Here is a 22533-nt window from a genome sequence, read left to right on the forward strand (position 1 = left end):
CTCATTTTGTGACCAGCCCGTTCATCGACACGATGGGCAGCAAGATTGCCAACACCATGACCATCACCATACCGCCCATCAACAGCAGGATTGCAGGCTCGGCCAACGCCACAAGCGCGCGCACCCAAGCATCCAGATCGCGCTGCTGATCTGTCGCTGCGTGATCAAGTGCAGCACCCAGATTGCCAGAGGCTTCACCGCTGGCAACCATAGCCACCAGCATCGGCGGGAACACCGCAGCCTCGTCCATTGCGCGCTTCAGACTGGTGCCTTGGCGGACTTTCTCGGTCACCTCGGCGACGCGGGCGCGGACATGCAGGTTTGGGGTGACATCGGCGGCGGCCATCAAGGCCTCGATCAACGGCACGCGGCTTTGCACCAAAGTCGCAAGGGTTCCGGCAAATTGGCTGGCGTTCATCCGTTGCACAAGTTTCGCGGTCAGCCGACCTTCTGCCAGTACGCGGTGCCAGCGCAGCCGATTTTGCGGCACGCGCAGCCAGCGCGTCCAAGCAAAAATCGCAGCTATCAGGCCGAGTGCCGCATAAAGCCCATAGCCGCGCACCAAGGCGGATACCGCGATCAAAGCGCGGGTCAGAAACGGCAAATCGGTCCCGCGTGAGGTGAAGACCCGCACAATGTCCGGCACCACGAAGGCCATCAGCAGGGTGATGATCGACAGGCTGACCACCGCCAAAAGTGCAGGGTAAAGCAGCGCCAGTTGTACGGTTTGCCGATTGCGGGCGCGGTTTTCAACAAAGCCTGCGAGATGCGTCATCACCTGATCCAACTTGCCCGCCTGCTCGCCCGCACGCACCGAAGCGCGGTAGAAATCGGAAAATATCAGCGGATAGCTGGCCAGCGCATCGCCAAAGCTGCGCCCCTCCAGCACAGATGCGCGCACGTTCAACAAGGTGCCTGCAACCTTTGGATTCATGCCTTGCGCAATCGTCGAAAGCGCATCCTCAATCCGCAGGCCAGAGCCGAGTAGCGTCGCCATTTGTCGAGTGAACAAAGTCAGCGCAGCCAGCGGCATCCTAGGCCCCGATTGTGTGGCCCGCGATTGCGTCCCTTTCAGCGCGGATGTGCTGCGATCCGCCTTGGTGCCATCAGATTTGGCACTTGCAACGACTTCCAGAGGCAACAGGTTGCGGGCGCGCAATTGTTGGCGCGCCGCAGCCAAAGACATCGCTTCCAGCATGCCATTCTGCGGCTTGCCTGCATCGTCCATCGCTTTGAACCGGAAGGCTGCCATGCGTTATGCCTCTTGCGCCACACGGGCGACGTCTTCAACCGTTGTCAGGCCCGCCCGGATTTGGCGCAGACCATCGGCAATCAACCCCGGACCATCGCGCCGCGCCTGCGTCGTCAGATCAGCCTCGGATGCTCCGGCATAGATCAGCGCCTCAATCTCACGCGTCATCGCCACAACCTCGTAAATGCCTGATCGGCCGCGATAGCCTTGACCGTGGCAGGCGGGGCAGCCGCAGGCGCGAAACAGCGCATCGCCGATGGCAAGACCATCAATAAGCGCGGCATCGGTTTCGGTTGCAGTATCAGCGCGTCGACATTCGGCGCATAAGCGGCGTACCAGCCGCTGCGCCACCACACCCACCAGCATCGGCGCCAGCAAGAACCGCTCGACCCCCATGTCAACCAACCGCGACACCGCGCCAACGGCGGTGTTGGTGTGCAAGGTGGACAGCACAAAGTGCCCAGTCATTGCGGATTCAACGGCAACTTGTGCTGTTTCGCGGTCGCGGATTTCGCCCACCATGATCACATCGGGATCTTGCCGCAGAATGGCGCGCAACCCGCGCGCGAAGGTCAGATCAGTGCGCGGGTTGACCTGCATCTGGCCGATGCCATCGACAGAATATTCAATCGGATCTTCCACCGTCATTATATTGCGGCTGCGGTCGTTCAGATGATCCAGTGCGGCATAAAGCGTTGTGGTTTTGCCAGATCCGGTTGGGCCTGTGACCAACAACATGCCATCCGGGCGCGCAAGCAGCCGCGCGAACACCTCGGCATCGCGCGGCGACATGCCAAGCCGGTCAAGCCCAAAGCGGGTGGCATCCCGGTCCAGCAAGCGCATCACCACCCGCTCGCCATATTGTGACGGGATTGTTGAGACGCGCACATCCACCTCGTGGCCACCCACGCGCAGCGACACCCGGCCATCTTGCGGCAGACGCTTTTCGGCAATATCCAACCGCGCCATCACCTTGATGCGGCTGACCAACAATGGGGCGAGTGCCCGCTTTGGTTCCACCATCGCGCGCAACACGCCATCAATGCGAAACCGCACCACCAATTTACGTTCTTGAGTCTCAATATGAATGTCAGAGGCGTTCTCTTTAATCGCCTCAAGCAACAGCGCGTTGATCAGGCGCACGACCGGGGCATCGTCGGATTGGTCGAGCAAATCATCGACCTCGGCAGTGCGGTCGGCAAGGCTTGCCAGATCGTCATCCGCCCCAGCAGCATCCGAGGCATCGCTGGCATTGTCGCGATATGCGACGGCGAGGCGCGCATCAAACAGCGATTCTGACAGTGGCTCAAGGCGCAGGCCTTTGCCCGCGATGCGTTGCACCTCAACAATCGCACAAACGGACACTTCCGGGCGCAACACGCACACCGGACCGTCTGGCCCGGTTTCCAAAATAACCCCGTGCTGACGGGCAAAGGCATAGGGCAAGCCAATTCGGCGTGGCAGCGGCGCGGGGATCAGCGGTGCAGATTGGACGTCGGGCATGATTTATCTCTCCACCGCAAAGGTAGTGCTGACAACACCGGGGGCAGGTTTTCGGTTCATTTCCAACGCGCTGACGTTCAAGCCGTGTTCGCGCTTCAGCGTTTCCAGCCACAGGATCAGTTGCTCAAAACTTGCATCTTCCAGCACAACACGCGCGCCTGCGCCCTCGGATTCCAATCTGCGGATGGCAAGTTGGAAGACGGCGGCGGACTCGGTCAGGATCAATGGGACGGGACGGTTATCAATGATTGCCGACGCCCCGGAGCGGACATCAAACGCCGGGTTTTGCAGCGCGGTCAGCCCTGCGTCATAAAGGGCTATCTTGTTTTCCAATGCAGCACGGTGCTGGCGCAGTGGCTGCCAGATTACCGCAACCGCAATCCAAACCAGCGCGCAAATACCCAGCACACCCAACAACAGACGTTCGCGCGGGCTGCGCTGCATGAACCAATCTTGTGCTATGGCGCGATAGTTATCCATCATGGCAAGCTCTTGCGCAAAGTCATCTGAACTTCGGCAGCACCGTCTCCAGAGGTTGCAGCGCCTGCAACCACCACTAGCCCTGCATCGCCAAACGCCGTCTCAGCGCTTTGAAGGGCAGCAAGGTCAGGTGCCTCCATCGTCAGGGCCAAGCTGTTGTCGGCCTGTGAATACCGCAAATCCTTAATCTGAACTTGTCCGGCCTGAGGCTGCAAAGCGCTGAAAGCCTGCGCTAACAGGGGCAAAAAGCCCGCTGCGCTGCTCGGTTGCTGTGCTGCCAGTGCAGCGGTCAGAGCGGAGGCAACATCGCTCTCAACGCCTTGACCCGTGGCTTCAAGCGCCAAGCGGACAGCAGCTTCTTGGGTTTTTGCGATCCGACTAAGCCCTGCGACATCCAGCGCAAGCAGCATCAGATGGCCAAACGCAGCGATAGCCAGCACAACCGCCAAAGCGCGCGCACCTTTCGGAATGCTCGCCCCACGGCGCGCAAAACGGCCAGAGCGTAGATCAAAGCCCTTCAGGCTGGGGTCAACACTGGTCGCAAGTTGCCCCATCGCAGCGACAGGAATATCGGCGGGCAACTGACCGCCCAGAAGGACCACGCGCGGAGATCCTGCTGCGTGCCACAGCGTCGTCAACATCGCTGCTGACGCGGCAAAGCCCGTGCCATCCGGCATCCGCACCAGCACGCGATCTGCTTGCGCCAACACTGTCCAATCCCCTGCGTCTGGCACTTGTAAAGCCATAACATCCGGGATCATCGGCGCAGTGGTCGCGGAGTGCGCCGCAACCAGATCGGCCATCACAGCATTGCTGACAACGGCCACCAGCCACGAGCCCCCTTCGGCCACATCATCTTCGTGTTCTTGCGGAGCAAGATTCAACCGCGGACCTAAAACGACATGCACCTGTTCCAACGGCTGGGAAATCGACTCTTCGATGGCAAAACCTACCACGGCACGCCTTTGGCTCGCCGCCATTTTCGGCAAACTGACCTTCAACAAAAGCACATCTTCGCAGGCGATCCAGGTGATGCTGTCATGTAAACCATGCGTGGCAATTTCTGGGCTTTTGGCGATCACTGGCTGCGACAGCCGCGAAACTTGATGTTTTGGGAAGATCCGCGCGCGCAGACGCTCTGGCAGCAAAAAGCGCAAAGCAGGGTACAGCGCGACAGAAACGCCTTTGTGATCAATCATGTTGTCACATCCGCTCCCGGTTGCACCCACGCGCTGAGTATATTTATGATACGAAATGAAACCTAGTAAGTTTCACTGCGTATGTCAGGTATAAGTATCCTCAAGATCGGATGTAAAGATGATCGCGTTCGCTCAGATGTTGTCAGGCCGCAAAACCAAACTTGAACAAATTCGGTTGCAACGCGCACACGATAAATCATGCTCAAATGAATCCGAACGCGCCTCTGACGCCGGCGTCACGCTGATTGAGATGATGGTTGTGCTGGTGATCATTGGCATTGTGGCCGCGCTTATTGTGCCGAATGTGATAGGTCGCCCCGACGAGGCGCGGGTGGCCGTGGCAGGTGCTGATCTGCGCAGCGTGGCGGCCAGTCTTGAGATGTATCGCCTCGATAACCGCACCTATCCCACCACCGAACAAGGCTTGGCTGCGTTGACGCAGCGCCCCTCGGCGGCCCCGGTGCCGATCAACTGGGCGGCGGGTGGCTATCTGCCCTCGGCACCGGTCGATCCGTGGGGCAATCCCTACATCTACAAATCGCCCGCCGAAACCGGCCCCTACGAGTTGATTTCCAACGGCGCGGATGGTGTGCTTGGGGGTGAAGGCGCAGATGCCGACATTCGACACGGCGCTACGAACTGATGACAATCGGCATCGGCCCCATGCAGCTTTTGCGAACGCGGCGGTCTTGCCAAGACAGCGGGATAACCCTGATTGAAATGCTGGTGGTGTTGGCGGTGATTGGCGTGGCGACTGGGGCAACCATGCTTGGGGTCAATGCCTCAGACCGCAGCAGTCGTGCGCAATCGGAAGCCGTGCGTCTGGCGAATAATCTGTCACTGGGGGTTGACGAGGCGATGGTCACAGGCACGCCGCTTGCGCTGATTTGGGATCAAGATGGCTACAGCTTTGTTGCTTGGTCAGCAACACAGCAAGACTGGCGCGCGGCGGCACCGGGCATTCTGGCTGCGCGCCACACGTTGCGCGATCCCTTGCAGCTTGCCGTTGATGGCAAGGCTAACCATGATCCGATCTTAATCGCGCCGAGTGGTTTGGGTTCGCCAATAACCTTTGTGTTGTCATCCGCAGCACTTTCAGACATCGCCACGTCAAACAGCGCCGAATGGATTGTGAATTTCGACGGCTTTTCTGCAACGGCGACTGCCAAGGAGGGGATGTGACCAATATCCGCAGCCCCGAGGCAGGCTTTACCCTGATTGAGACGTTGGTGGCGCTGGTTATTCTGGCGATGTCCGCTATTTCGCTGCTGGGGGCGACCGAAGCCCATATCAACCGCATCGCGGCGTTGGAAAACCGTGCTGCGGCACAATGGGTGCTGGAAAATCACTTGGCAGAACTGACGCTGGGGTTAACGCCCGCACTCTCCCCTGAACCGATGAATGGCGTGGCTTTTACCGTGGCGGTCAACCTTGTGCCAACGCAGGATCCTGATCTTGCCCAAGTAGACCTTACTGCACGCGGTGCCACAGACGGGCGTGATTACACTGTGCTTACAGGCTTTTTGGACACCACGATCAAAGGTCTGCCCGCGCCATGATTGCGCGCATCCCGACATTGCCGATCTGGGGGCTGGCGGTGGCAACTGCCGTGTCATTGGGGTTGTCGGCGGGGCAAGTGTTTTGGCGGCTTAGCGGCGACGATGTTGGCGCACGGGTGGCGTCACGACAGGTGCCGTCCGTTGAAGCCCCGCGCATTGACCTTACACCGATTCTGAGCTTTGCACCCTTTGGCACCTCGGTTGTTCAGGCCCCTGTGCAGACGGTCGCAGGTGAAACCTCGCTTGGTTTGGTGTTGCTTGGGGTGACGATTGCGAAACCGGCCTCAGGATCGCGCGCGATCATCGCGGGCGGCACCGGGCCTGCAAGGGCGTTTTACATTGGCGAGAACATCACCGATATCGCCAGTCTTTCGGTCATAGAATCTGACCATGTCGTGCTGGATGTGGATGGCCGGCTGGAAACCTTATCTTTCGTCAAACCCGGCGATGCCCCTGGGGCCATCAAAAGCAATGGCCCCGATCTGCGCAATCTTATCCCGTCGGCCACCGCCGGGGCTGCGCCCGCCGCAGCCTCAAATGAGCCGGACGCCGTTATCGCCCGCTACCGCGCCGCCATTGCAATGGACGCGCAGGGCGTGATCGACAGGCTTGGGTTGCAAATCACCGATCAGGGCTACCGTGTGACCGAAAATGCGTCGAGCGGTGTCAAACAGGCGGGCTTTAAACCCGGAGATGTGGTCACAACCGTGAATGGCCAGAAAGTAGGCGACATGGCCAAAGATCAAAGCTATTTTGATGAAGTGGCGGCATCAGGCCGCGCGCGGGTGGAATTGGTTCGGGATGGACAGACGATCATCATGTCATTTCCTTTGCGATAGTCAGAGGCAGTCATGAACATAACCCGGATAATTTCTGCAACCCTGATCGCACTGATGCTCCAAACCGCCGCTCCGGCAGGCGCGCAGACAACGCCAAAACCTTCGACTTTCGTGATCAATCTGCGCGACGCGGACATCCGCACGCTTTCAGAGCAAGTCTCAGAAATCACCGGACGAACCTTGGTGCTTGACCCCAATGTATCAGGTACGGTCACTGTGATCTCGACCGAGCCTTTGAATGTCGATGGCGTTTGGGAATTGTTTCAGTCGGTGCTTGCGGTGCAGGGCTTTGCCGCGCTGCCATCTGGCAAGCTCTGGCGCATTGTACCGCAGGCCAGCATCCGCGAGGGCGGCGGTGTGATTGAAAGCAACGGCGATGTCGGTCGTCTTGACGTGATCACCCGACTGGTTCAGCTGAAAAACTTCCCAGCGACTACGGCTGTGGGTGCATTGCGCCCTTTGGTGGCCAGCTTTGGCTATATCGAGGCCGTAGTGGATACCAACACGCTTGTCATCACCGATACTGCGGAAAATGTGCGCCGGATTGAGGGCATCGCACTCGCTTTGGATGCCGATACCGGACAAGAAGTTTTCACAATCCAAGTTCGCAATGCCGATGCGGTCGATGTTGGGGCGGCGGTTGAAAGCGTGCTGAAATCCTCGGCAACCGACGGTGGCGTCGCCCGCGTAACGGTTGATCCACGCTCGAACGTGTTGTTGCTGAAATCGAACCGCGAAACCTACGAGATGGTCGAGCGGGTCGTGGCAGAGTTGGATGTGCCGGGCAAGGCCATCCCCTCGACCGTGCCTGTCACGCGGGTTTATAAACTGCGCTATGCCGATGCGACCTCGATGGCCGAAGTGCTGCGCGGCCTGATCGGTTCGGGCAGTGCGGTCAGCAATCCAGTGGCCGAAGCGTTGCCAGCGGATAATGCGACGGGAGCCGAGGGCGAAGCCGCGACCGATGCAGCCCCCGCCCCGCCACCTGTGATTTCACTTGCCGCAGAAGACATCACCATTCAGCCTTCAACTGAAACCAACGCAGTGGTGGTGCGTGCAAGGCGCGAGGTTCAATCTGATCTGGCGGCGCTAATCGCCGAGTTAGATCAGCGCCGCCCGCAAGTGCTGATCGAAGCTGCCATCGTCGAAGTTTCAGGCGATATATCCGAACAACTCGGCGTGCAGCTTGGCTTTGGCAGCGCTGCGCCGCCTGGCGGTTTTGCTGCCACCTCATTTTCGCCGACAGGGCCAACTTTGGATAACATCCTGACCTTGCTCGGTTCGCCTGCGGCCGTCGGAGTGGCCCCGACGGGGCTGTCAATCGGGCTGTCGCGGCAAGATAAATTTGGTCTGTTGTTGCAGGCCCTTGGGCAGTCGACCAAAGCCAACTTGCTTTCAACCCCCAGCATCACCACGCTGGACAATCAGGCCGCTGAAATTGTCGTCGGCCAGAACGTGCCGTTCCGCACTGGCACCTTTACCGGGAACGGCAACACTCAAAGCACCATTGAACGCCGCGATGTCGGCATCACGATGCGGGTACTGCCAAGGGTCAATCAGGGCGACGTGATCCAGTTGGACATCACACAAGAAGTCTCGTCCTTGGCCGCAGCTGCTGTGGCCGGTGCCGCCGATATCGTCACCAACAGGCGCAGCATCAAGACAACGGTTCTGGCGGATAATGGCGGCACCATTGTTTTGGGCGGCCTGATCACCAATGATCGTCAATCCAGTCGATCCGAGGTGCCGGGGCTTGGCAAATTGCCAATCGTCGGGGGGCTGTTCCGCTCTAAATCGGACTCGTCGCGCAGGCAGACTTTGTTCGTGTTTCTGCGACCTACCATTTTGCGCACCCGCAGTGACATCGCATCCGTCGCCGACAACCGCTTTCAGCGGCTTAAAGCCATCGAGTCTAACCCCGGCGATCCGAAAAGCCTGCTGGCAGAACCGAAACCCGTGCGCAGGCTTCCCGTCGAGATTGACGGTCTTTATTGATTTCTCACCCTGCGGCAGCGCAGCGTTACAATAAACACTGGCAGGGGGCTGTGTTCTGATTTTTGGCGCATAAATCAGCAAACCTCGCTGCAACGGTGAAACCTTCTGAAGTTTTCTGCGTAGCTTCTTCAGTTGGTTCTGGCAGGTTTTCACGCCGGGCCTTGGTTTTGCTGAAAGGGCACGGATGCCAATCATATCGCGCAGGCAGATTGGCGGCATTGCAATGGCTGTCGCGGTTGGTGGCATCATCGTGGTGGTGGCCGTAATCACAACCAACGCACCCACCAAAACCACTGCCGCGCAGTTGAGCGACGCGACCATCGTGGCAAAACTCCAAACTAGTTCAAAGGTTTACCCTGCCGAGTTGCAAGCCATGCTGCGCGCGACCCGTGCAGCCCCTGACGATCTGGTTGCAGCAAAAGCAGCCGCGACTGCCCTGATCGCCGAAGGACGCGCCGCAGGCGACTCGCGCCTTGTCGGTGCGGCGAGTGGTGTTTTAAGTCCGTTCATGGCTGACCCAGATGTAGAAACACTAAATCTGCTGGCGACCGTTCGGCAATATCAGCACGATTTTAGCGGCGCGCTGGTGATGCTGGATCGTGCCATCAAACAGGATCCTGCCAACGCCAGCGCATTGCTGAACCGTGCAACCATCCAGATTGTGCTGGGCCGTTTTGATCTGGCCGCCACCGATTGCAAACGCCTCTCGGATGTATCGCGCCCAGAGCTGGGCTTTTTGTGCCAATCAACGGCGCTGTTGCTGACAGATCGTGCGCCGTTGGTTTATCAACGACTTCAAGGCATTGTGGATAGCCCCGGCCTACTTGACGGCTCTTTGCGGGGTTGGGCGATTGGATTGATGGGCGAGATTGCCAAGTTGCAAGGCGATACCAAGACGGCGAAAATGTATTTTACGGATGTGCTGGCGGCAGACCCGCTGGCGCTGCGCGAGCGGCTTTTGCTCGCCGATCTGTTGTTGAACGATAAGGCCGCAGCCGAGGTTTTGACGCTGCTTGAACCTGCGCCAGATGTCGATGGTGTGTTGATCCGGCGCGTGCTGGCAGCAGAAATGACAGGTGATCAGCAGATGGCTGATGCGGCAAAGGCCGAGCTTGATCGCCGGTTCCGGTTGAACCTCGACTTGGGCCTAACCGCCCATGCGCGGGAAGAAGCGCGGTATTTCCTTGAATTAGCGGGCGATCCACAGCTTGCGTTGCAGCGCGCCGTCGTCAACTGGCATCTTCAGCATGAATTTGAGGATGCACAGCTTCTGATCGACAGCGCTGTCGCCGCCAAAAATCCCGAGGCAGCCGCCCCTGTGTTGGCTTGGATGGCCGAACAATCGGTGGCCGTACCCGCTTTGAATATCCCGGATTCCGTCAGAAAAGCCGCCAAATGACCCCAGTTTTACAAATTTGCGCGCGTTTCATGCTCGTGTTCATGATGTTATGTATGGTAACGGTTGCGCAAGCGCATGAGACGACACGGTCTTATGTGACGATCACGCGAGATGATGGCGCAATGACGGCGCAGGTCCGCATTGCGTTTCGGGATATCGAAGTTGCGGTCTGGATGGACGAAGATCTCGATGGCAACATCACTTGGGGTGAAACCAAGCAACGTCTGTCCGCCGTTCAAGCCTATTTTACTTCGGTTTTTCAGCTAGATACCAGCGGCTCCTGTGCCTTGACGCCAACCGGTGCCGATGTGTCCTCAGACGCCGGCATCGACTATCTTGATCTCGAGTTTTCCGTGATCTGCCCGGTGGCGGATGCGCCTTTGACAGCAACTTCACGTTTGTTCGCCGAAATTGATCCCGATCACCGGATGTTCCTGACGGCCAATCTTGCCGGAGCAATCACGACGACCCTGCTCAGTGTATCGAACCCAACTGTGGTGATCAACAACGAGACCTCAGGCTTGCTGAACTCGTTTCTAACCTATTTCAAATCGGGCGTAGAACATCTGACAGGTGGCACCGACCATCTTGTATTTTTGCTGGTGATAATGTTGCCTGCCGTAGCGTCCGGCATGGGCAGGCGTGCTGCAATACTGAACGTCATCGCAGTGCTGACAGGTTTCACGGCCGCACATGCCCTGTCGTTGACAGCCGCTGCGACCGAACTCCTTCGCCCGCCTTCAACGATAATCGAGATCCTGATCGCGCTTTCGATTGTCGTCACGGCCATAGATAATGTGCGGCCGTTCATCCCGGCACCTCGCGCAGCGGTCGCGGCATTCTTCGGCATTATCCACGGCTTTGGCTTTGCATCAGCCTTGGGCGTGCTGCAACTTTCGGGCAGCGGGCTTGCGGTGGCGTTGATCGGCTTCAATTTGGGGATCGAAGTGGCCCAAATCGTACTGGTTGTGATTGCGCTACCCATTTTGTTCTTGATTGGGAAAAGCAGAGTACTGCTGTGGGCAGGCAGCATTCTTGCAGGCAGCATAGGGATGTTTTGGGTTTGGGTTCGAGTAGGCCTTTAACCTTGGAAGCGGTCTGACAGGGAAACGGGAGTCATCAGCCAAATTACAGCGTTACCGCGATCCAGACTTGCCTGACGATGAAGGTGTTGTTCGGCATGGCATTCCGTCAAATGACTAGGTCCGACGAAAGCATGTTGCACCTGATCGGTCTTGACCGGAAGGAGATGGCCTTCAGAAATTATGCACTGAGCGCATCCAAACGCTTCGGTTGAATTATTTGACGACGATGTTTTGGTTACAACCGGCGGAGCCGCATAGGAACCAAGTAAACTGCGTCAAACTGCTCGTCCATGCGGGGTGTCATCGGACTATCCATCCCAATCAGACACCAATATGACGAGGCGGGATAGCGGAATGTGAAATGCATGACTACGCCGCGCATGTCTGGGGGCAGCGCCACTTTGACTGCAGACCCGAAGGATCGCCTGCCATCGACTAATACGTTGCAAAGGCAGAGATATCCTGCAACGGTCAAAGCGCTGGCTTTGCACGTAAGCGAATGGCTATGTTATTTAGCCGTCGAGTTCCCATTGCGACAACTGACCCTCAGCCAAAAACCATCCGATAATCGCAGTCTATTTGAAGGTAGGCTTTACGATCGCACGGACGGTTCAACAAACCAAATGGAGACTCATGCTTCCCATTGTTCCCCACCCCGATCGGAGCTAGCGTTTTTGCTGTCCAAACTTTGAAAGCGTTGGCGCAGTGATGCTGCAAGACCGACCAATGGCGTCTTTGAGAACGCTGAACTGCAGCGCCGATCGATGTCCCAACGTCGGCTTTGGGCCGGCCGCGTCGACTGTGCCCGCGCCAGGCCGGGCTGTTCCTCTGCTGCGCCGCCGAAAGCCGGCTTCGAGCCCATGTTGACCGCATACTGCATCGCGGCCAATGTCCGCTTTGCGGGAACTGGCCAAAAATCTGACAAAATTAAGCCGAGTTCCGCCAAAGATTTTTTTATCCCACTGATTTCCTGGTGATCTTGATATGTTCGTCTGGTTGGACAAAAACCCCCGTTTTGGGATGCCTCCACATTGGAAAACCGGCCATGAAAGACTGCATTATCATCGGTGGCGGCCCTGCGGGACTGACTGCCGCACTGTACCTTGCCCGGTTCCTGCGCAACGTCATGGTTTTTGACGCTCAGGAAGGGCGGGCCTTGATGATTCCGAAAGCGCACAATCTGGCGCCCTTTCCGGACGGCATTTCCGGGCGCGATCTTCTTGACCGGATGCGCTCTCATGCGCAGCGATATGGCGCCACGCTTGAAAACCGGACGGTCAGCGCGGTCGAAAAGCAGGGAGACGTGTTCCACGTCACGACCGATCGCGGGGTTGAGACCGCGCGCAGTGTTATCTTCGCCTCTGGTGTCGTCAATCATCGGCCGCCTTTGTCGGTCAGCGACCACGATCAGGGTCTAAGCCGGGGGTTGATCCGCTATTGCCCGGTCTGTGATGCCTATGAAATCCGCGGCAAACGCATTGCCGTTCTTGGGAGTGGCGCGAACGGCTTTGCCGAGGCGAGCTTCATTCGCCACTATTCCCTGACCGTCACGCTGATCCCATCTGACGGCTCTGTGGCGGTGGCAAAGGACGGTATCTACGTTCTGGCGTCACCGATGAGTGGCTTGGCGCTGTCGGACTCCGAAGTCATCGTGACGCTTGAGAATGGAGAGACCCAGCACTTTGACACTCTGTATGTCGCCTTGGGCACGACCCCTCGTACAGAGCTGGCGGCTAAGCTCGGTGTTCGTCTTACTGAAGGCGGTTGCGTTATCATCGATGCAAAGCAGAAAACCTGCATCGAGGGAGTCTACGCGATTGGAGACCTCACAGAAGGGCTCGATCAGGTCGCCTGTGCGATGGGCCAAGGTGCCGTGGCAGCAACGGCGATCCACAATGCCCTGCCTAGGGTCCAGACTCATTGATCGTCAAAGCCAGAACAAGACGGTTGCGGCGAGAGCGACGGCGGAGAGGAAGACTTTTGGGCATCTGTCGTAACGTGTTGCCACCCGCCGCCAGTCTTTGAGACGGCCAAACATGATCTCAATCCGATTGCGGCGTTTGTATCGGCGTTTATCGTATTTGACAGGCTTCGCGCGTGACTTCCGGCCGGGGATGCAAGGCGTGATCCCCTTGTTTTTCAGGGCGTCTCGGAACCAGTCGGCGTCATAACCCCGGTCAGCCAGCAGCCACGTCGCTTTGGGTAAGCTGCCCAGTAAGGCCGCAGCGCCGGTGTAATCGCTGACCTGACCTGCGGTCATGAAGAAGCGGATCGGTCGGCCGTTTTCGTCAGTGACGGCATGCAGTTTGGTATTCATGCCACCTTTGGTCCGGCCAATCAGACGACCGCGCCCCCCTTTTTCACCCCAAGGCTTGAAGCCGTGCGGTGCGCCTTGAGATAGGTCGCGTCGATCATCACCGTCTTCGGGACCGCCGCCTCGGAGGCCAACCCTTCCATCATCCGGGCAAAGACGCCCATGTCGCCCCATCGCTTCCAACGGTTGTAAAGCGTCTTCGCCGGGCCGTATTCCTTCGGCGCGTCAGACCAACGCAAGCCATTGCGATTGATGAAGATAATGCCGCTCAAGACCCGACGATCATCGACACGCGGCACCCCGTGGCTCTTGGGAAAGAAGGGTTTAAGTCGAGCCATCTGCTCGTCCGTCAGCCAGTAAAGGTTGCTCATTGCTCAGTCTCCTTGCGGAGCCTGAATCACGGCTGCGTTGCAAAATCAATAGGTCCTGACCCTAGCATAACAGTTGGATAGCCGCCGATTATGTTGCTCATGTAAGCATTCTGGCATTTAGGGAAAAAGTCCCGAGAACGGTTGTTTGCACCAGTATTGACCGTTTGCGTCAGAGGAAAAATCGAAACCGGACCTTCGGCGATCGAATGAGTCGATGAGGTCATGCTATCGGGCGATTATCCATTGCCCGTACAGACGCATAGTGAAAGCAGAAGGGAAGAGTTCGCTGCGGTTTATGGCGCGATCCGGCGTAGCGACGGCATGCGCGAGGGGGCTACAAGCCACGGAGAATGGCAAGATAGCGCGGGGCTGAGGAATTGTTGACGGTTCATTCCCTGCGACTCATATCCTGCAAGCCGCAGGCTAAACTTTGCACTGCAATTCTGGTAAGTTACGGCGGTTGGGTGTCCCCGCAACCAAAATATTAAGCAATATCAACACGCTGCAGCCTCCTCCGGGAGGCTATTTGCATTTGTGCCGCGCCCGTGGAAGCACTGTGGAAGCAGCAGGGGGCAAGTCAGAACTGTGGCGGGCGAGATACATGGAAGAAAAATGCTGATCCCCACATCAAACCTCTTGAGAAAATACCGCATTCGAAAGTAACCGCCCGATAAGGACCGCCATTCAGGCTGCGGCGGCCTGATTTGCGAAGGGTTTCCAGTTCCATGGCAGCAACTCGCCGATGCGGTTGATCTTGTGATCATGGATACGGGCGAAGATGTCGGCGAGGTAGGCTTGGGGATCGAGGCCGTTGAACTTGGCGGTCTCAATAATGGTCATCGCACTGGCGAGGGTTTCGCCCCCGGCGTCTGAGCCTGCGAAGAGGAAGTTCTGGCGGCCGATCACGACCGGTTTGATGGCCCGTTCGGCGGCGTTATTGTCGATGGCGACGCGACCATCGTCGAGGAAGAGGGCGAAGCCTTCCCATCGGTTCAGGGCGTAGCGGAAAGCTTTGGCAAGGTCGCTTTTGCCGGGGATGCGGGTAAGTTGGGCTTCCGCCCATGCCTTGAAGGCGCAGACTTTCGGGCGGGTTTCTTCTTGACGGACAGCCCGCCGGGCATCGCGGGATTGGCCTCTGATCTGACGCTCGATGTCATATAGATCACCGATCCGGTCCAGCGCCTCGCGGGCGATCTCGGATTTGGTGGCGGTGTGGACGTCGAAGAAGTCGCGCCGCAGATGGGCCCAGCAGGCCGCCTCGCGGATGCGGGGTTTGCCTGAGGTATCCGGGGTGTAAAGTGCTTTGAAGCCGGAATAGGCGTCTGCTTGCAGGATTCCGGAGAACCTAGCCAGATGACGCTGCGGATGCTCGCCCTTGCGGTCAACCGAGAAGAAGTAGGCCGCCCCCGGCGGCGCTGTGCTGCCCCACGGTCTGTCATCGCGCACATAGGCCCAGATGCGGCCTTCCTTGACGCCTTTGCCGATCCCATCGATGCGTTTTGACGGGTCGAGCACCCGGACCGGGGTATCATCCGCGTGCAGGCGATCCGAGGCCAGGATCTTGGCGCGGATGCGTTCGACTAGCGGTTCCAGCACCCGAACGCCCTGGCCGCACCAATCGACCAGGGTCGAGGCCGGGATGTTTGCGCCCATCCGGGCAAGTATCTCGTTTTGGCGATAGAGCGGAAGGTGATCGTCGAACTTCGACACCAGAACATGTGCCAGCAGACCCGGGCCGACCATGCTGCGCGGAATGGGGCGCGAGGGTGCGGGCAGTTGGGTGATCTTCTCGCAGCGGCGGCAGGACTTCTTCAGCCGGGCTGTTTCGATCACTTTCAGCTTGGCCGAGATCAACTCGAGGATCTCGCTGACGTCCTCGCCGATCAGGCGCAGGGTGCCGCCGCATTCCGGGCAATCATCACCGGGGTCCAGCACGATGCGTTCGCGCGGCGTGCCCTCTGCCACCAAGGGCTTGCGGCGACGCGGAGTGCTGGGCATCGCAGCTTGTTCGTCTGCGCTGAGTTCGGCGTCGTCATCGGGTGCAATCGCGCTGATCGCCGCCGCCCCGGCAATCTCCAGATGCTCCAGCGCCAGTTCCAGCTGTTCCGCTGCCCGGCAGGGCATTGCGCCGCAATGGCCCGAGAGGGGAGCTCCCGCTCGATGCGTTCTGAGCTGGTGCCAAACTTCTGCTTCTTCAGCCGTGCGATCTGGATTTGAAGCGCCTGAACCAGCGCCTCATGGGCGCGCAGGGTGGCGGATATCTTCTCGATATCGGCTTGAACGCGCATGTTCTCGGCTGCAATTCGGGCGTTCTCGGCCCGCAAGCCCGCGATCATCGCCTTCAAGGCGGCGGGATCATCCGTTGCCCGGTAGGGCATTGCGCAGCAATGGCCCGAGAGGGAGGTAGGATTGCGGGCGTATCGGACATGGCAGTCCATACCATGAGCCTTGCAGAGGCACCATAAAAACAAGTAAAAACAGCGATTTATCTATCCAACTCGGGCGGGCGGCGCGCCCCAATCCGGACGCCGCCAATCGATCCCCTCCCATAGCATTGCAAGCTGCGCTGAGGTCAATCTCGCCGCCCCGTCCTTTGCGGCAGGTCACGGAAACCGCCCCCGCTCCAACACCTTGTAATAGAGGCAGAACCCCTGGCCGTCCCAGTGCAGCAGCTTCAGCCTGTCGCCTCGTTTGCCGCGGAACGCAAACACAGCCCCACCCGCCGCCTTCTGCCGCAACACGTCCTGAGCCAGGGCCGCCAACCCTTCGATGCCCTTGCGCATGTCGGTCGTCCCGCAGGCCAGATAAACCCGAACACCGGTGCCCGGCCCAATCATGCCGCCTCGACCAACCGGATCAGCCGCGCCAGATCATCGTCGCCAATGCCTCCCCGGCACCGGATCTGACGGCCATTCCGCAACACGATCTCCACCATCGGCGCGGCGGACTCCGCAGCCACCTCCGCCTCAGGAACCGGTGGCGGCGCAAAATCGACCGGCAAGAACAGTGCCGCGCCCTCTGGCTCGCAAAGCCCCTTCTTGCGCAGATCATGCCGCCAAGCATAAATCTGCTGCCGCCTGAGATCGTGGCGCTGAGCAACCTGCGTCACCGAAGCGCCGTGACGACCCACCTCGCACACCACAGCAAACTTCTCGGCATCCGTCCAACGACGCCGACGTTCAACCGCACCCAGAAGATCACCTCGCATGCCGCCCTCACATAAGTGACGTCCATAATGACGTCATTATGGACGTCTCTAAGACAAGGCAGACACCATCATAAGGCGACCAATGTCGGGCGGTTACATTCGAAACGGCTTTGAGGCTTGAGCGCGCCCTCCGAAAGTGCCCCGCCGCATTGCTTCGGAACCATTCCTAGCGCTGTGCGTTTGCTGTGTATCGCTGCCTAATGGCATGATCACCTCACCGTTTATGGATGGCGAATGTTAAACACCTCATCGCCATTGCCGCAGCGGACCTCAACGCAGAAACGAATGCTGCATGTGGCAGTCACCGTTGCCGTCATTATATTCGCGTTTTGGCTGGTCGCACAGATTGAGTGGGGCCATGTCGTAGCGTCGTTGGGTAGCCGCTCAGGCGCAAGCATGATTGCCGCAGCTTTGGCGACGGGATTGAGCTTTAGCGGACTGGCTGCATACGACGTGATCGCGGTCCGTCATCTGCGGTTGTCTGGCATCTCAAACCGTCGGGCAGCGACGGCAGGAGCCGTAGCCTACGGCGTGACGAATTTCATCGGTTTTCCGTGGCTGACGGGCGCGATGGTGCGAAATGTGTTCTACCGCGATACCGTGGCGGGCATCGGGGCATTGATGACTGTTGTGCTGTCCTCGTGGGTTGCGTTCTGGGTCACGGCTGCGGCAATTATTGGAGCGGTTTTGCTATTGGACCCCGAAATCACCAAGCGCGCCGGACTGACATCGCACGGCGTAAGATTGGGCGTCGCGCTGCTGCTGGGCGTTGCCAGCCTGATGATATGGCAGGCCGATGGCAGGCATATCATGCTGGTTGGCCAAAGGTTTACCTTACTGAAACGGCGTGTCACGCTGGCGCAATGTAGCGCGGCGCTGATGGATCTGACCGGGTCCGCAACGGTGTTATACCTCTTTTTACCGACCGGGGCCGCAACTGATGTCGCGTCGTTCTTCGGGCTGTTTACGGTCGCTGTGGGCGCAGGCGTCCTTAGCCATATGCCAGCCGGGATCGGAGCATTTGAGGGTACGATTCTGCTGGGGTTACAGGGGGTTGATCAAAACGAGGTCACCACAGCGCTGGCGATGTATCGCGGCATGCGCACGGTTTTGCCGTTCTTGCTGGCCAGCCTAGTGCTGGTTGCCGTGGCGTTTGCCCGACGCGACCAACCGGAGCAAGCGTTATGAAAATCACCACGTTTTCTGAATTGACGATTGATGGCCGTATGACACTGGGCCACGGTCTGTCCAGCAAGGCCCTGTTCGACTTCTACGGAGCCGAGTTGCGCCAATGGTTTCACGGCGAACGCGCGGCGCATGATGCCATCATGGTGGGGGCGGGCACTGTCCGCACTGATAATCCCGAACTGACCGTCCGCCATGTGATAGGCCGTAACCCTCTGCGGGTTATCCCCACGAATGACGGCAATATTCCTTCGGGCAGCCATATTCTGAACGATGGCCATCCGACACTGTTCGCAGTTCCGCGAAACCTGCCGGATGTGGTGCGCAATCGCCTAGCAGCCCATCCCGGCGTAAACCTGATGGACTGCGGCGAGATCGCCGTGGATCTGAAAGAGGTCGCCACGGGGCTGTCTGCGCGGGGCGTTGACAGCCTGATGGTCGAGGGTGGCAGTCGCCTTTTGCACGGTCTGTTCGCGGCAGGTTTGGTGAACCGCATTGTCATCAAACATATTCCGGTGATCAGCGGGGCCGTGGATGCTCCAACCTATCTCGCGGCTGACGCAGGTAGCCTTGGGATGGCGCTGTCGCGCTGGCAGGTCGTCGATTGGCGGCTGATCGGCGGGATCGGCGTTTCAATTTACGAGCCGCTGAAAGGAACACCCGAATGACACGCGATGAGCTTTTGATCCTTGGTGCGGACTTGCGTGAGCGGACGGGTGACGCGCCACCTGCAGTTTATGATCTGCGGATTGACGACCCGAGCCTCGCAGACAGCCACTCACCACAACTGATGGAGCATGTGCAGCATCAAGCGTTGATGCGCAGCTATCAGGGGCGGTTTGTGTTGCTGCCGGATGTCGCAAACGGCTCGGTGGTGGATCAGATGCGCCGTCACTACGACCCGGCCTCCATGCTGCGGCTGGATCAGCACCGCAGCGCGCTAGAGACCGCTTTGATCGGACCGATGGCCGAGCGAGTTGCTGCGGAGGTGACGATCCAGACCTGCGCCGATTACATCGACGATATGTTGGGCGGCATACAATCCGCCCCGCCTAGCGATTTCCTGCTGTGGCTGGATGGAATTGACGAGCGCGAGCATCTCTATCGGAACTTCTTGATTCAGTCGTCCACTGACCTGCTGGCGGAAGCCTCTGCCTCGGCTTTGGGGGTGATTGGGGAATACGGCCCGCCGCAATCGGCGCTGTTCCGCATTCTGATCGACGAATTTGGCTACGGCGTGCATGACAAAAAACACAGCGTGCTGTACCGCAAAACCCTGCGCGGATTTGGCTTGTCTGAACAGTACAACGGCTATTGGCCGCTGTTCGACACTCCTGCGCTTGCGCTGCACAATGTTATCCATTCGCTGTTTCAAAGCCCGCGCAACTTCTTCCGCCAGATCGGTTTCCTGCTTTATGCCGAAACCAGCTATCAGCGCTCGACTGGCGATCACTACCGTCATCTGCGCAAATACCATCCGGCGGTGGATGCCACCTATTTCGGCGAACATGCCCATATCGACATTCATCACTCGGATATGGTGGTGAATGAGGTGGTCAAGCCGCTGGTCGCTCGCTTTGGCGAGGATGTTGGGCAAGAGATCATCTTGGGCGCAGAACTGACCCGCGCCGCATTTGGTGTCGCAGATCGGCACCTGCTGGCGGTGAGCCAAGCCTTTGATGCTGCGGTGCAGGCGGGCGAGGCCAGCTATGGCTTGGCCGCAGTCAACGCGACGGGGCGGTGCGTTACGCCTGATAGTGCTGCGGGTTTCGCCAAACTTCAGGTCGGCGGCATTGGTCAAATCTCGGCTGCCGCCTTTGCCAGCTTCCCCGCCGGCTCCATCGGGCGCGAGGTGTAGCGGTGGCAGCGCATACATGGATCGGCCGCGACCTGCCCCCCATCACCCGCGATGGCCGCGATTACTTTCTGCTGTCGCATCAAGGGGCGCTGTATCTGGTGCATAACCTTTGCCCGCATCGCGGCGGCCCGTTGAAGTTCGGCTATGTCAACGACAGCGATGCGGTGATCTGCCCGATGCACGGCAATGCCTATTCTGCCGAGCGACTGATCGCCCGCCCCACCACCCTGCGTTTGATCATTGAGGAAAACCGACCATGAGCGTGACCTATCTGCTGGATGAAGGCGGCACGTTCAAAGCTGCCAACTTGGTGTCCTTGCTGCGCGGCGTCTTGATCCCGCCGATTGTGGTCTTGCTGATACGCGACATGAACGTGGCGGCACTGGCGCTATATGTGCTGGCAGTGTCGACCGACGGGCTGGATGGCTGGATGGCACGGCGGTCCGGGCGCTGTTCAGAGTTCGGTGCCGTGCTGGATTCCGTGATCGACAACATATTCTCGCTCTCCATCGCCGTCTTTCTGTGGCTCGCTTTGCCCGGTCTCTATGCAGAGTATCCGATGGCTCTGGCCGTGCTGTTCATCGCGCCGATTGCCTATCTGGCCGTATCTTGGGCGATGACCGGGTGCGTGATTATGTTTCATTTTCACTCGGCACGGCTCGGGGCATTGGTGCTGTTTGCGCTGTGGCCAGCGGTGGCACTGACTGGGGCCGCATGGCTGGTGCCTGCCGCCGCACTGATGATCGCGGCCAGCCGCATCGAGCAGATCCTGTTCATGGCGCGCGGCGGCCGCGACCCTGACGCGCGGCACCTGTGGCAAGCCATTGCGCCCGCACCGTCAGAAGGACGCTTGCCATGAACGCACCGATCCAATGGGGGGCTGCAACGGCATGGTCGCGTGGGCCGATAGTCACCTCGCCCGCGCCCGACCGCAACGCCATCGGTGTGTCCGCCGGCACATATGCCACCTACCGCGCTTTGGCTGTCGCAACCGGTGATCTTAGCCCGAACCATCGACCCGACTATCAAGACACCCAACCCGCCGTTTCGATCGGGCCATTTCCGCAATGGCGGGACAAGGCCAAGATTGTCACCTTTGATCCTTGGGGCCATCGTACAGCGCAGGATTTCCGCATGGATATCGCGGCAGGCCGCAACCTGCGTCCGTCGATTGCCATCACCACCGGTCACCTTGCCATTGCTGAAATCGCGCAGGCCGTACAGCAAGGCGCACTGAGGTCTGATGGCAAAGTTTTGCTTGAAAACAATGAGATATGCGTCACAAAAATCGCCATCGAGCCGGTCTGGTATCTGCCGGGTATTGCCGCCCGTCTGAAGGTTGACGAGGGCGTCATGCGGCAGGCCCTCGTCGATCATTCCGGCGGGATGTATCCCGAACTGATGACGCGCCCCGATCTGAAGCTATTCTTGCCGCCCATTGGCGGATCGAGCGTCTACATTTTTGGCGATCCGGCGTTGCTTGGACAAAGCCATGCGCGCGTGACAGCCCGCGTGCATGATGAATGCAACGGATCGGACGTGTTCGGCTCGGATATCTGCACCTGTCGTCCCTATCTGATCCATGGCATCGAAGAATGCATCCGCGGCGCGCAGGCAGGTGGGCTGGGGATCGTGGTCTACAATCGCAAAGAGGGGCGGGCTTTGGGAGAGGTCATGAAGCTGCTGGTTTACAACGCCCGCAAGCGTGCGAATGCAGGCGACGTTCCTGCCGCCTACTTTCAGCACACCTGCGCGGTTGCAGGCGTCGAAGACATGCGGCTTCAGGCCCTGTTCCCCGATGTTTTGCATTGGCTTGGGGTGCGACGCATTTGGAAATGGGTGTCGATGAGCAACCTGAAAAGTGCGGCATTGTTGGCGGCTGGGATCACGATTGACACCCAAATCGAAATCCCAGCTGAGCGCATCTCGATCAACGCGCAGGTGGAGATTACCGCCAAGATCGCCTCTGGCTATTTTAGTGGGCGGCTATGACAGATCAGGTCTGCCGTCAAAGTTTCTCGGAGTTGAATAGGTCCCAATAAGGTCACGGACTTTTAGTACTACGACCGCTCACGTGGATGAGCCCGGCCACGAGTTGAAAGTGACACGCCCCCGGGAAGTCGAGATATGCTTTTGAAGCCAATGGCATCTGTGCTGAGCGATATCTGAAATTGTTATTGTAAAGTAGTGCTTCTTCGCGAATGACCGCCAACTGGCATCTCGGTCCAAACGGCACTCTTGCTGGGTCGGCTCGACCATAGCGATGAGTCTCTTCTGCACCTTGAT

Annotated in this window: 21 protein-coding genes and 2 pseudogenes; 15 read left to right on the forward strand and 8 right to left on the reverse strand. The window is 58.8% G+C overall.

Going from position 1 to position 22533, the window contains the following annotated elements; translation table 11 throughout:
• Window position 1: 1 nt before the first annotated feature.
• The 4 genes from ACS5RD_RS08980 to gspL are packed head-to-tail and all read right to left on the reverse strand — an operon-like array spanning window position 2 to window position 4434.
• On the reverse strand, window positions 2-1252 hold the full coding sequence (locus tag ACS5RD_RS08980; protein ID WP_489930898.1) for a type II secretion system F family protein: 1251 nt from the start codon (window positions 1250-1252) through the stop codon (window positions 2-4).
• Window positions 1253-1255: 3 nt separating this feature from the next.
• Window positions 1256-2755: a type II secretion system ATPase GspE gene (gene gspE, locus ACS5RD_RS08985; protein ID WP_489930899.1), complete on the reverse strand. Its 1500-nt coding sequence runs from the start codon at window positions 2753-2755 to the stop codon at window positions 1256-1258.
• Between the two features lie 3 nt (window positions 2756-2758).
• Window positions 2759-3238 carry a type II secretion system protein M gene (locus ACS5RD_RS08990; protein ID WP_489930900.1) on the reverse strand — a complete coding sequence of 160 codons (480 nt, stop codon included), beginning with the start codon at window positions 3236-3238 and terminating at the stop codon, window positions 2759-2761.
• Complete coding sequence (gene gspL / locus ACS5RD_RS08995) at window positions 3235-4434, reverse strand: type II secretion system protein GspL (protein WP_489930901.1); 1200 nt, start codon at window positions 4432-4434, stop codon at window positions 3235-3237. The genes ACS5RD_RS08990 and gspL overlap by 4 nt, the downstream gene beginning before the upstream one ends.
• 118 nt (window positions 4435-4552) lie before the next feature.
• Here gspL and gspG point away from each other — a divergent pair, with 118 nt between their 5' ends.
• The 9 genes and pseudogenes from gspG to ACS5RD_RS09040 all read left to right on the forward strand — a co-directional run bounded on the left by gspG (window position 4553) and on the right by ACS5RD_RS09040 (window position 13235).
• On the forward strand, window positions 4553-5077 hold the full coding sequence (gene gspG, locus ACS5RD_RS09000; RefSeq protein ID WP_489930902.1) for a type II secretion system major pseudopilin GspG: 525 nt from the start codon (window positions 4553-4555) through the stop codon (window positions 5075-5077).
• Between the two features lie 20 nt (window positions 5078-5097).
• Window positions 5098-5616 (forward strand): prepilin-type N-terminal cleavage/methylation domain-containing protein, encoded by a 519-nt coding sequence (locus ACS5RD_RS09005; protein WP_489931357.1) that lies wholly within the window; start codon window positions 5098-5100, stop codon window positions 5614-5616.
• A complete protein-coding gene (gspI, locus tag ACS5RD_RS09010; RefSeq protein ID WP_489930903.1) occupies window positions 5613-5993 on the forward strand; it encodes a type II secretion system minor pseudopilin GspI in 381 nt (126 codons plus the stop codon). Before ACS5RD_RS09005 ends, gspI begins: the two co-directional genes overlap by 4 nt.
• Window positions 5990-6832 carry a type II secretion system protein N gene (locus ACS5RD_RS09015; RefSeq protein WP_489930904.1) on the forward strand — a complete coding sequence of 281 codons (843 nt, stop codon included), beginning with the start codon at window positions 5990-5992 and terminating at the stop codon, window positions 6830-6832. Before gspI ends, ACS5RD_RS09015 begins: the two co-directional genes overlap by 4 nt.
• Before the next feature lie 12 nt (window positions 6833-6844).
• Entirely contained in the window at window positions 6845-8827 is a 1983-nt protein-coding gene (gspD, locus tag ACS5RD_RS09020) for a type II secretion system secretin GspD (protein ID WP_489930905.1), read from the forward strand.
• A gap of 223 nt (window positions 8828-9050) precedes the next feature.
• Complete coding sequence (locus tag ACS5RD_RS09025) at window positions 9051-10226, forward strand: hypothetical protein (RefSeq protein ID WP_489930906.1); 1176 nt, start codon at window positions 9051-9053, stop codon at window positions 10224-10226.
• Window positions 10223-11311 carry a HupE/UreJ family protein gene (locus tag ACS5RD_RS09030; protein ID WP_489930907.1) on the forward strand — a complete coding sequence of 363 codons (1089 nt, stop codon included), beginning with the start codon at window positions 10223-10225 and terminating at the stop codon, window positions 11309-11311. Before ACS5RD_RS09025 ends, ACS5RD_RS09030 begins: the two co-directional genes overlap by 4 nt.
• Window positions 11312-11331: 20 nt before the next feature.
• Window positions 11332-11466 (forward strand): annotated as a pseudogene (locus ACS5RD_RS09035) (transposase); the annotation flags it as partial.
• 890 nt (window positions 11467-12356) lie between these two features.
• A complete protein-coding gene (locus ACS5RD_RS09040) occupies window positions 12357-13235 on the forward strand; it encodes an NAD(P)/FAD-dependent oxidoreductase (RefSeq protein ID WP_489930908.1) in 879 nt (292 codons plus the stop codon).
• 3 nt (window positions 13236-13238) lie between these two features.
• Here the strand turns inward: ACS5RD_RS09040 and ACS5RD_RS09045 are convergent.
• From ACS5RD_RS09045 to tnpA, 4 genes and pseudogenes are all read right to left on the reverse strand, one after another.
• A protein-coding gene (locus tag ACS5RD_RS09045) for an IS5 family transposase (RefSeq protein WP_489927796.1) occupies window positions 13239-13996 on the reverse strand; the annotation gives its coding sequence in 2 pieces (ribosomal slippage) (window positions 13239-13678 and window positions 13678-13996; 759 coding nt in all).
• Window positions 13997-14680: 684 nt separating this feature from the next.
• A pseudogene (tnpC, locus tag ACS5RD_RS09050) lies at window positions 14681-16374 on the reverse strand (IS66 family transposase).
• Window positions 16375-16599: 225 nt separating this feature from the next.
• Complete coding sequence (gene tnpB, locus ACS5RD_RS09055) at window positions 16600-16833, reverse strand: IS66 family insertion sequence element accessory protein TnpB (protein WP_489927842.1); 234 nt, start codon at window positions 16831-16833, stop codon at window positions 16600-16602.
• The gene (tnpA, locus tag ACS5RD_RS09060) at window positions 16830-17204 is read right to left on the reverse strand and encodes an IS66-like element accessory protein TnpA (protein ID WP_489927843.1); all 375 of its coding nucleotides are present in this window, start codon (window positions 17202-17204) and stop codon (window positions 16830-16832) included. The genes tnpB and tnpA overlap by 4 nt, the downstream gene beginning before the upstream one ends.
• A 285-nt stretch (window positions 17205-17489) precedes the next feature.
• On the opposite strand from tnpA, the gene ACS5RD_RS09065 reads away from it, so the two are divergent.
• Genes ACS5RD_RS09065 through ACS5RD_RS09090 form a run of 6 tightly spaced genes read left to right on the forward strand, consistent with a single transcriptional unit; the run spans window position 17490 to window position 22239 of the window.
• A complete protein-coding gene (locus tag ACS5RD_RS09065) occupies window positions 17490-18392 on the forward strand; it encodes a lysylphosphatidylglycerol synthase transmembrane domain-containing protein (protein WP_489930909.1) in 903 nt (300 codons plus the stop codon).
• Window positions 18389-19057, forward strand: a complete 669-nt coding sequence (locus ACS5RD_RS09070) for a RibD family protein (protein WP_489930910.1) — start codon at window positions 18389-18391, stop codon at window positions 19055-19057. Before ACS5RD_RS09065 ends, ACS5RD_RS09070 begins: the two co-directional genes overlap by 4 nt.
• Window positions 19054-20247 carry an iron-containing redox enzyme family protein gene (locus tag ACS5RD_RS09075; RefSeq protein ID WP_489930911.1) on the forward strand — a complete coding sequence of 398 codons (1194 nt, stop codon included), beginning with the start codon at window positions 19054-19056 and terminating at the stop codon, window positions 20245-20247. The genes ACS5RD_RS09070 and ACS5RD_RS09075 overlap by 4 nt, the downstream gene beginning before the upstream one ends.
• Before the next feature lie 2 nt (window positions 20248-20249).
• The gene (locus tag ACS5RD_RS09080) at window positions 20250-20507 is read left to right on the forward strand and encodes a Rieske (2Fe-2S) protein (RefSeq protein WP_489930912.1); all 258 of its coding nucleotides are present in this window, start codon (window positions 20250-20252) and stop codon (window positions 20505-20507) included.
• Complete coding sequence (locus ACS5RD_RS09085) at window positions 20504-21106, forward strand: CDP-alcohol phosphatidyltransferase family protein (protein WP_489930913.1); 603 nt, start codon at window positions 20504-20506, stop codon at window positions 21104-21106. Before ACS5RD_RS09080 ends, ACS5RD_RS09085 begins: the two co-directional genes overlap by 4 nt.
• Window positions 21103-22239, forward strand: coding sequence for a GTP cyclohydrolase II (locus ACS5RD_RS09090; protein WP_489930914.1), 1137 nt, complete (start codon window positions 21103-21105; stop codon window positions 22237-22239). Before ACS5RD_RS09085 ends, ACS5RD_RS09090 begins: the two co-directional genes overlap by 4 nt.
• Window positions 22240-22533 lie beyond the last annotated feature (294 nt).

This window comes from Cypionkella sp. PAMC25878 (assembly GCF_058135695.1).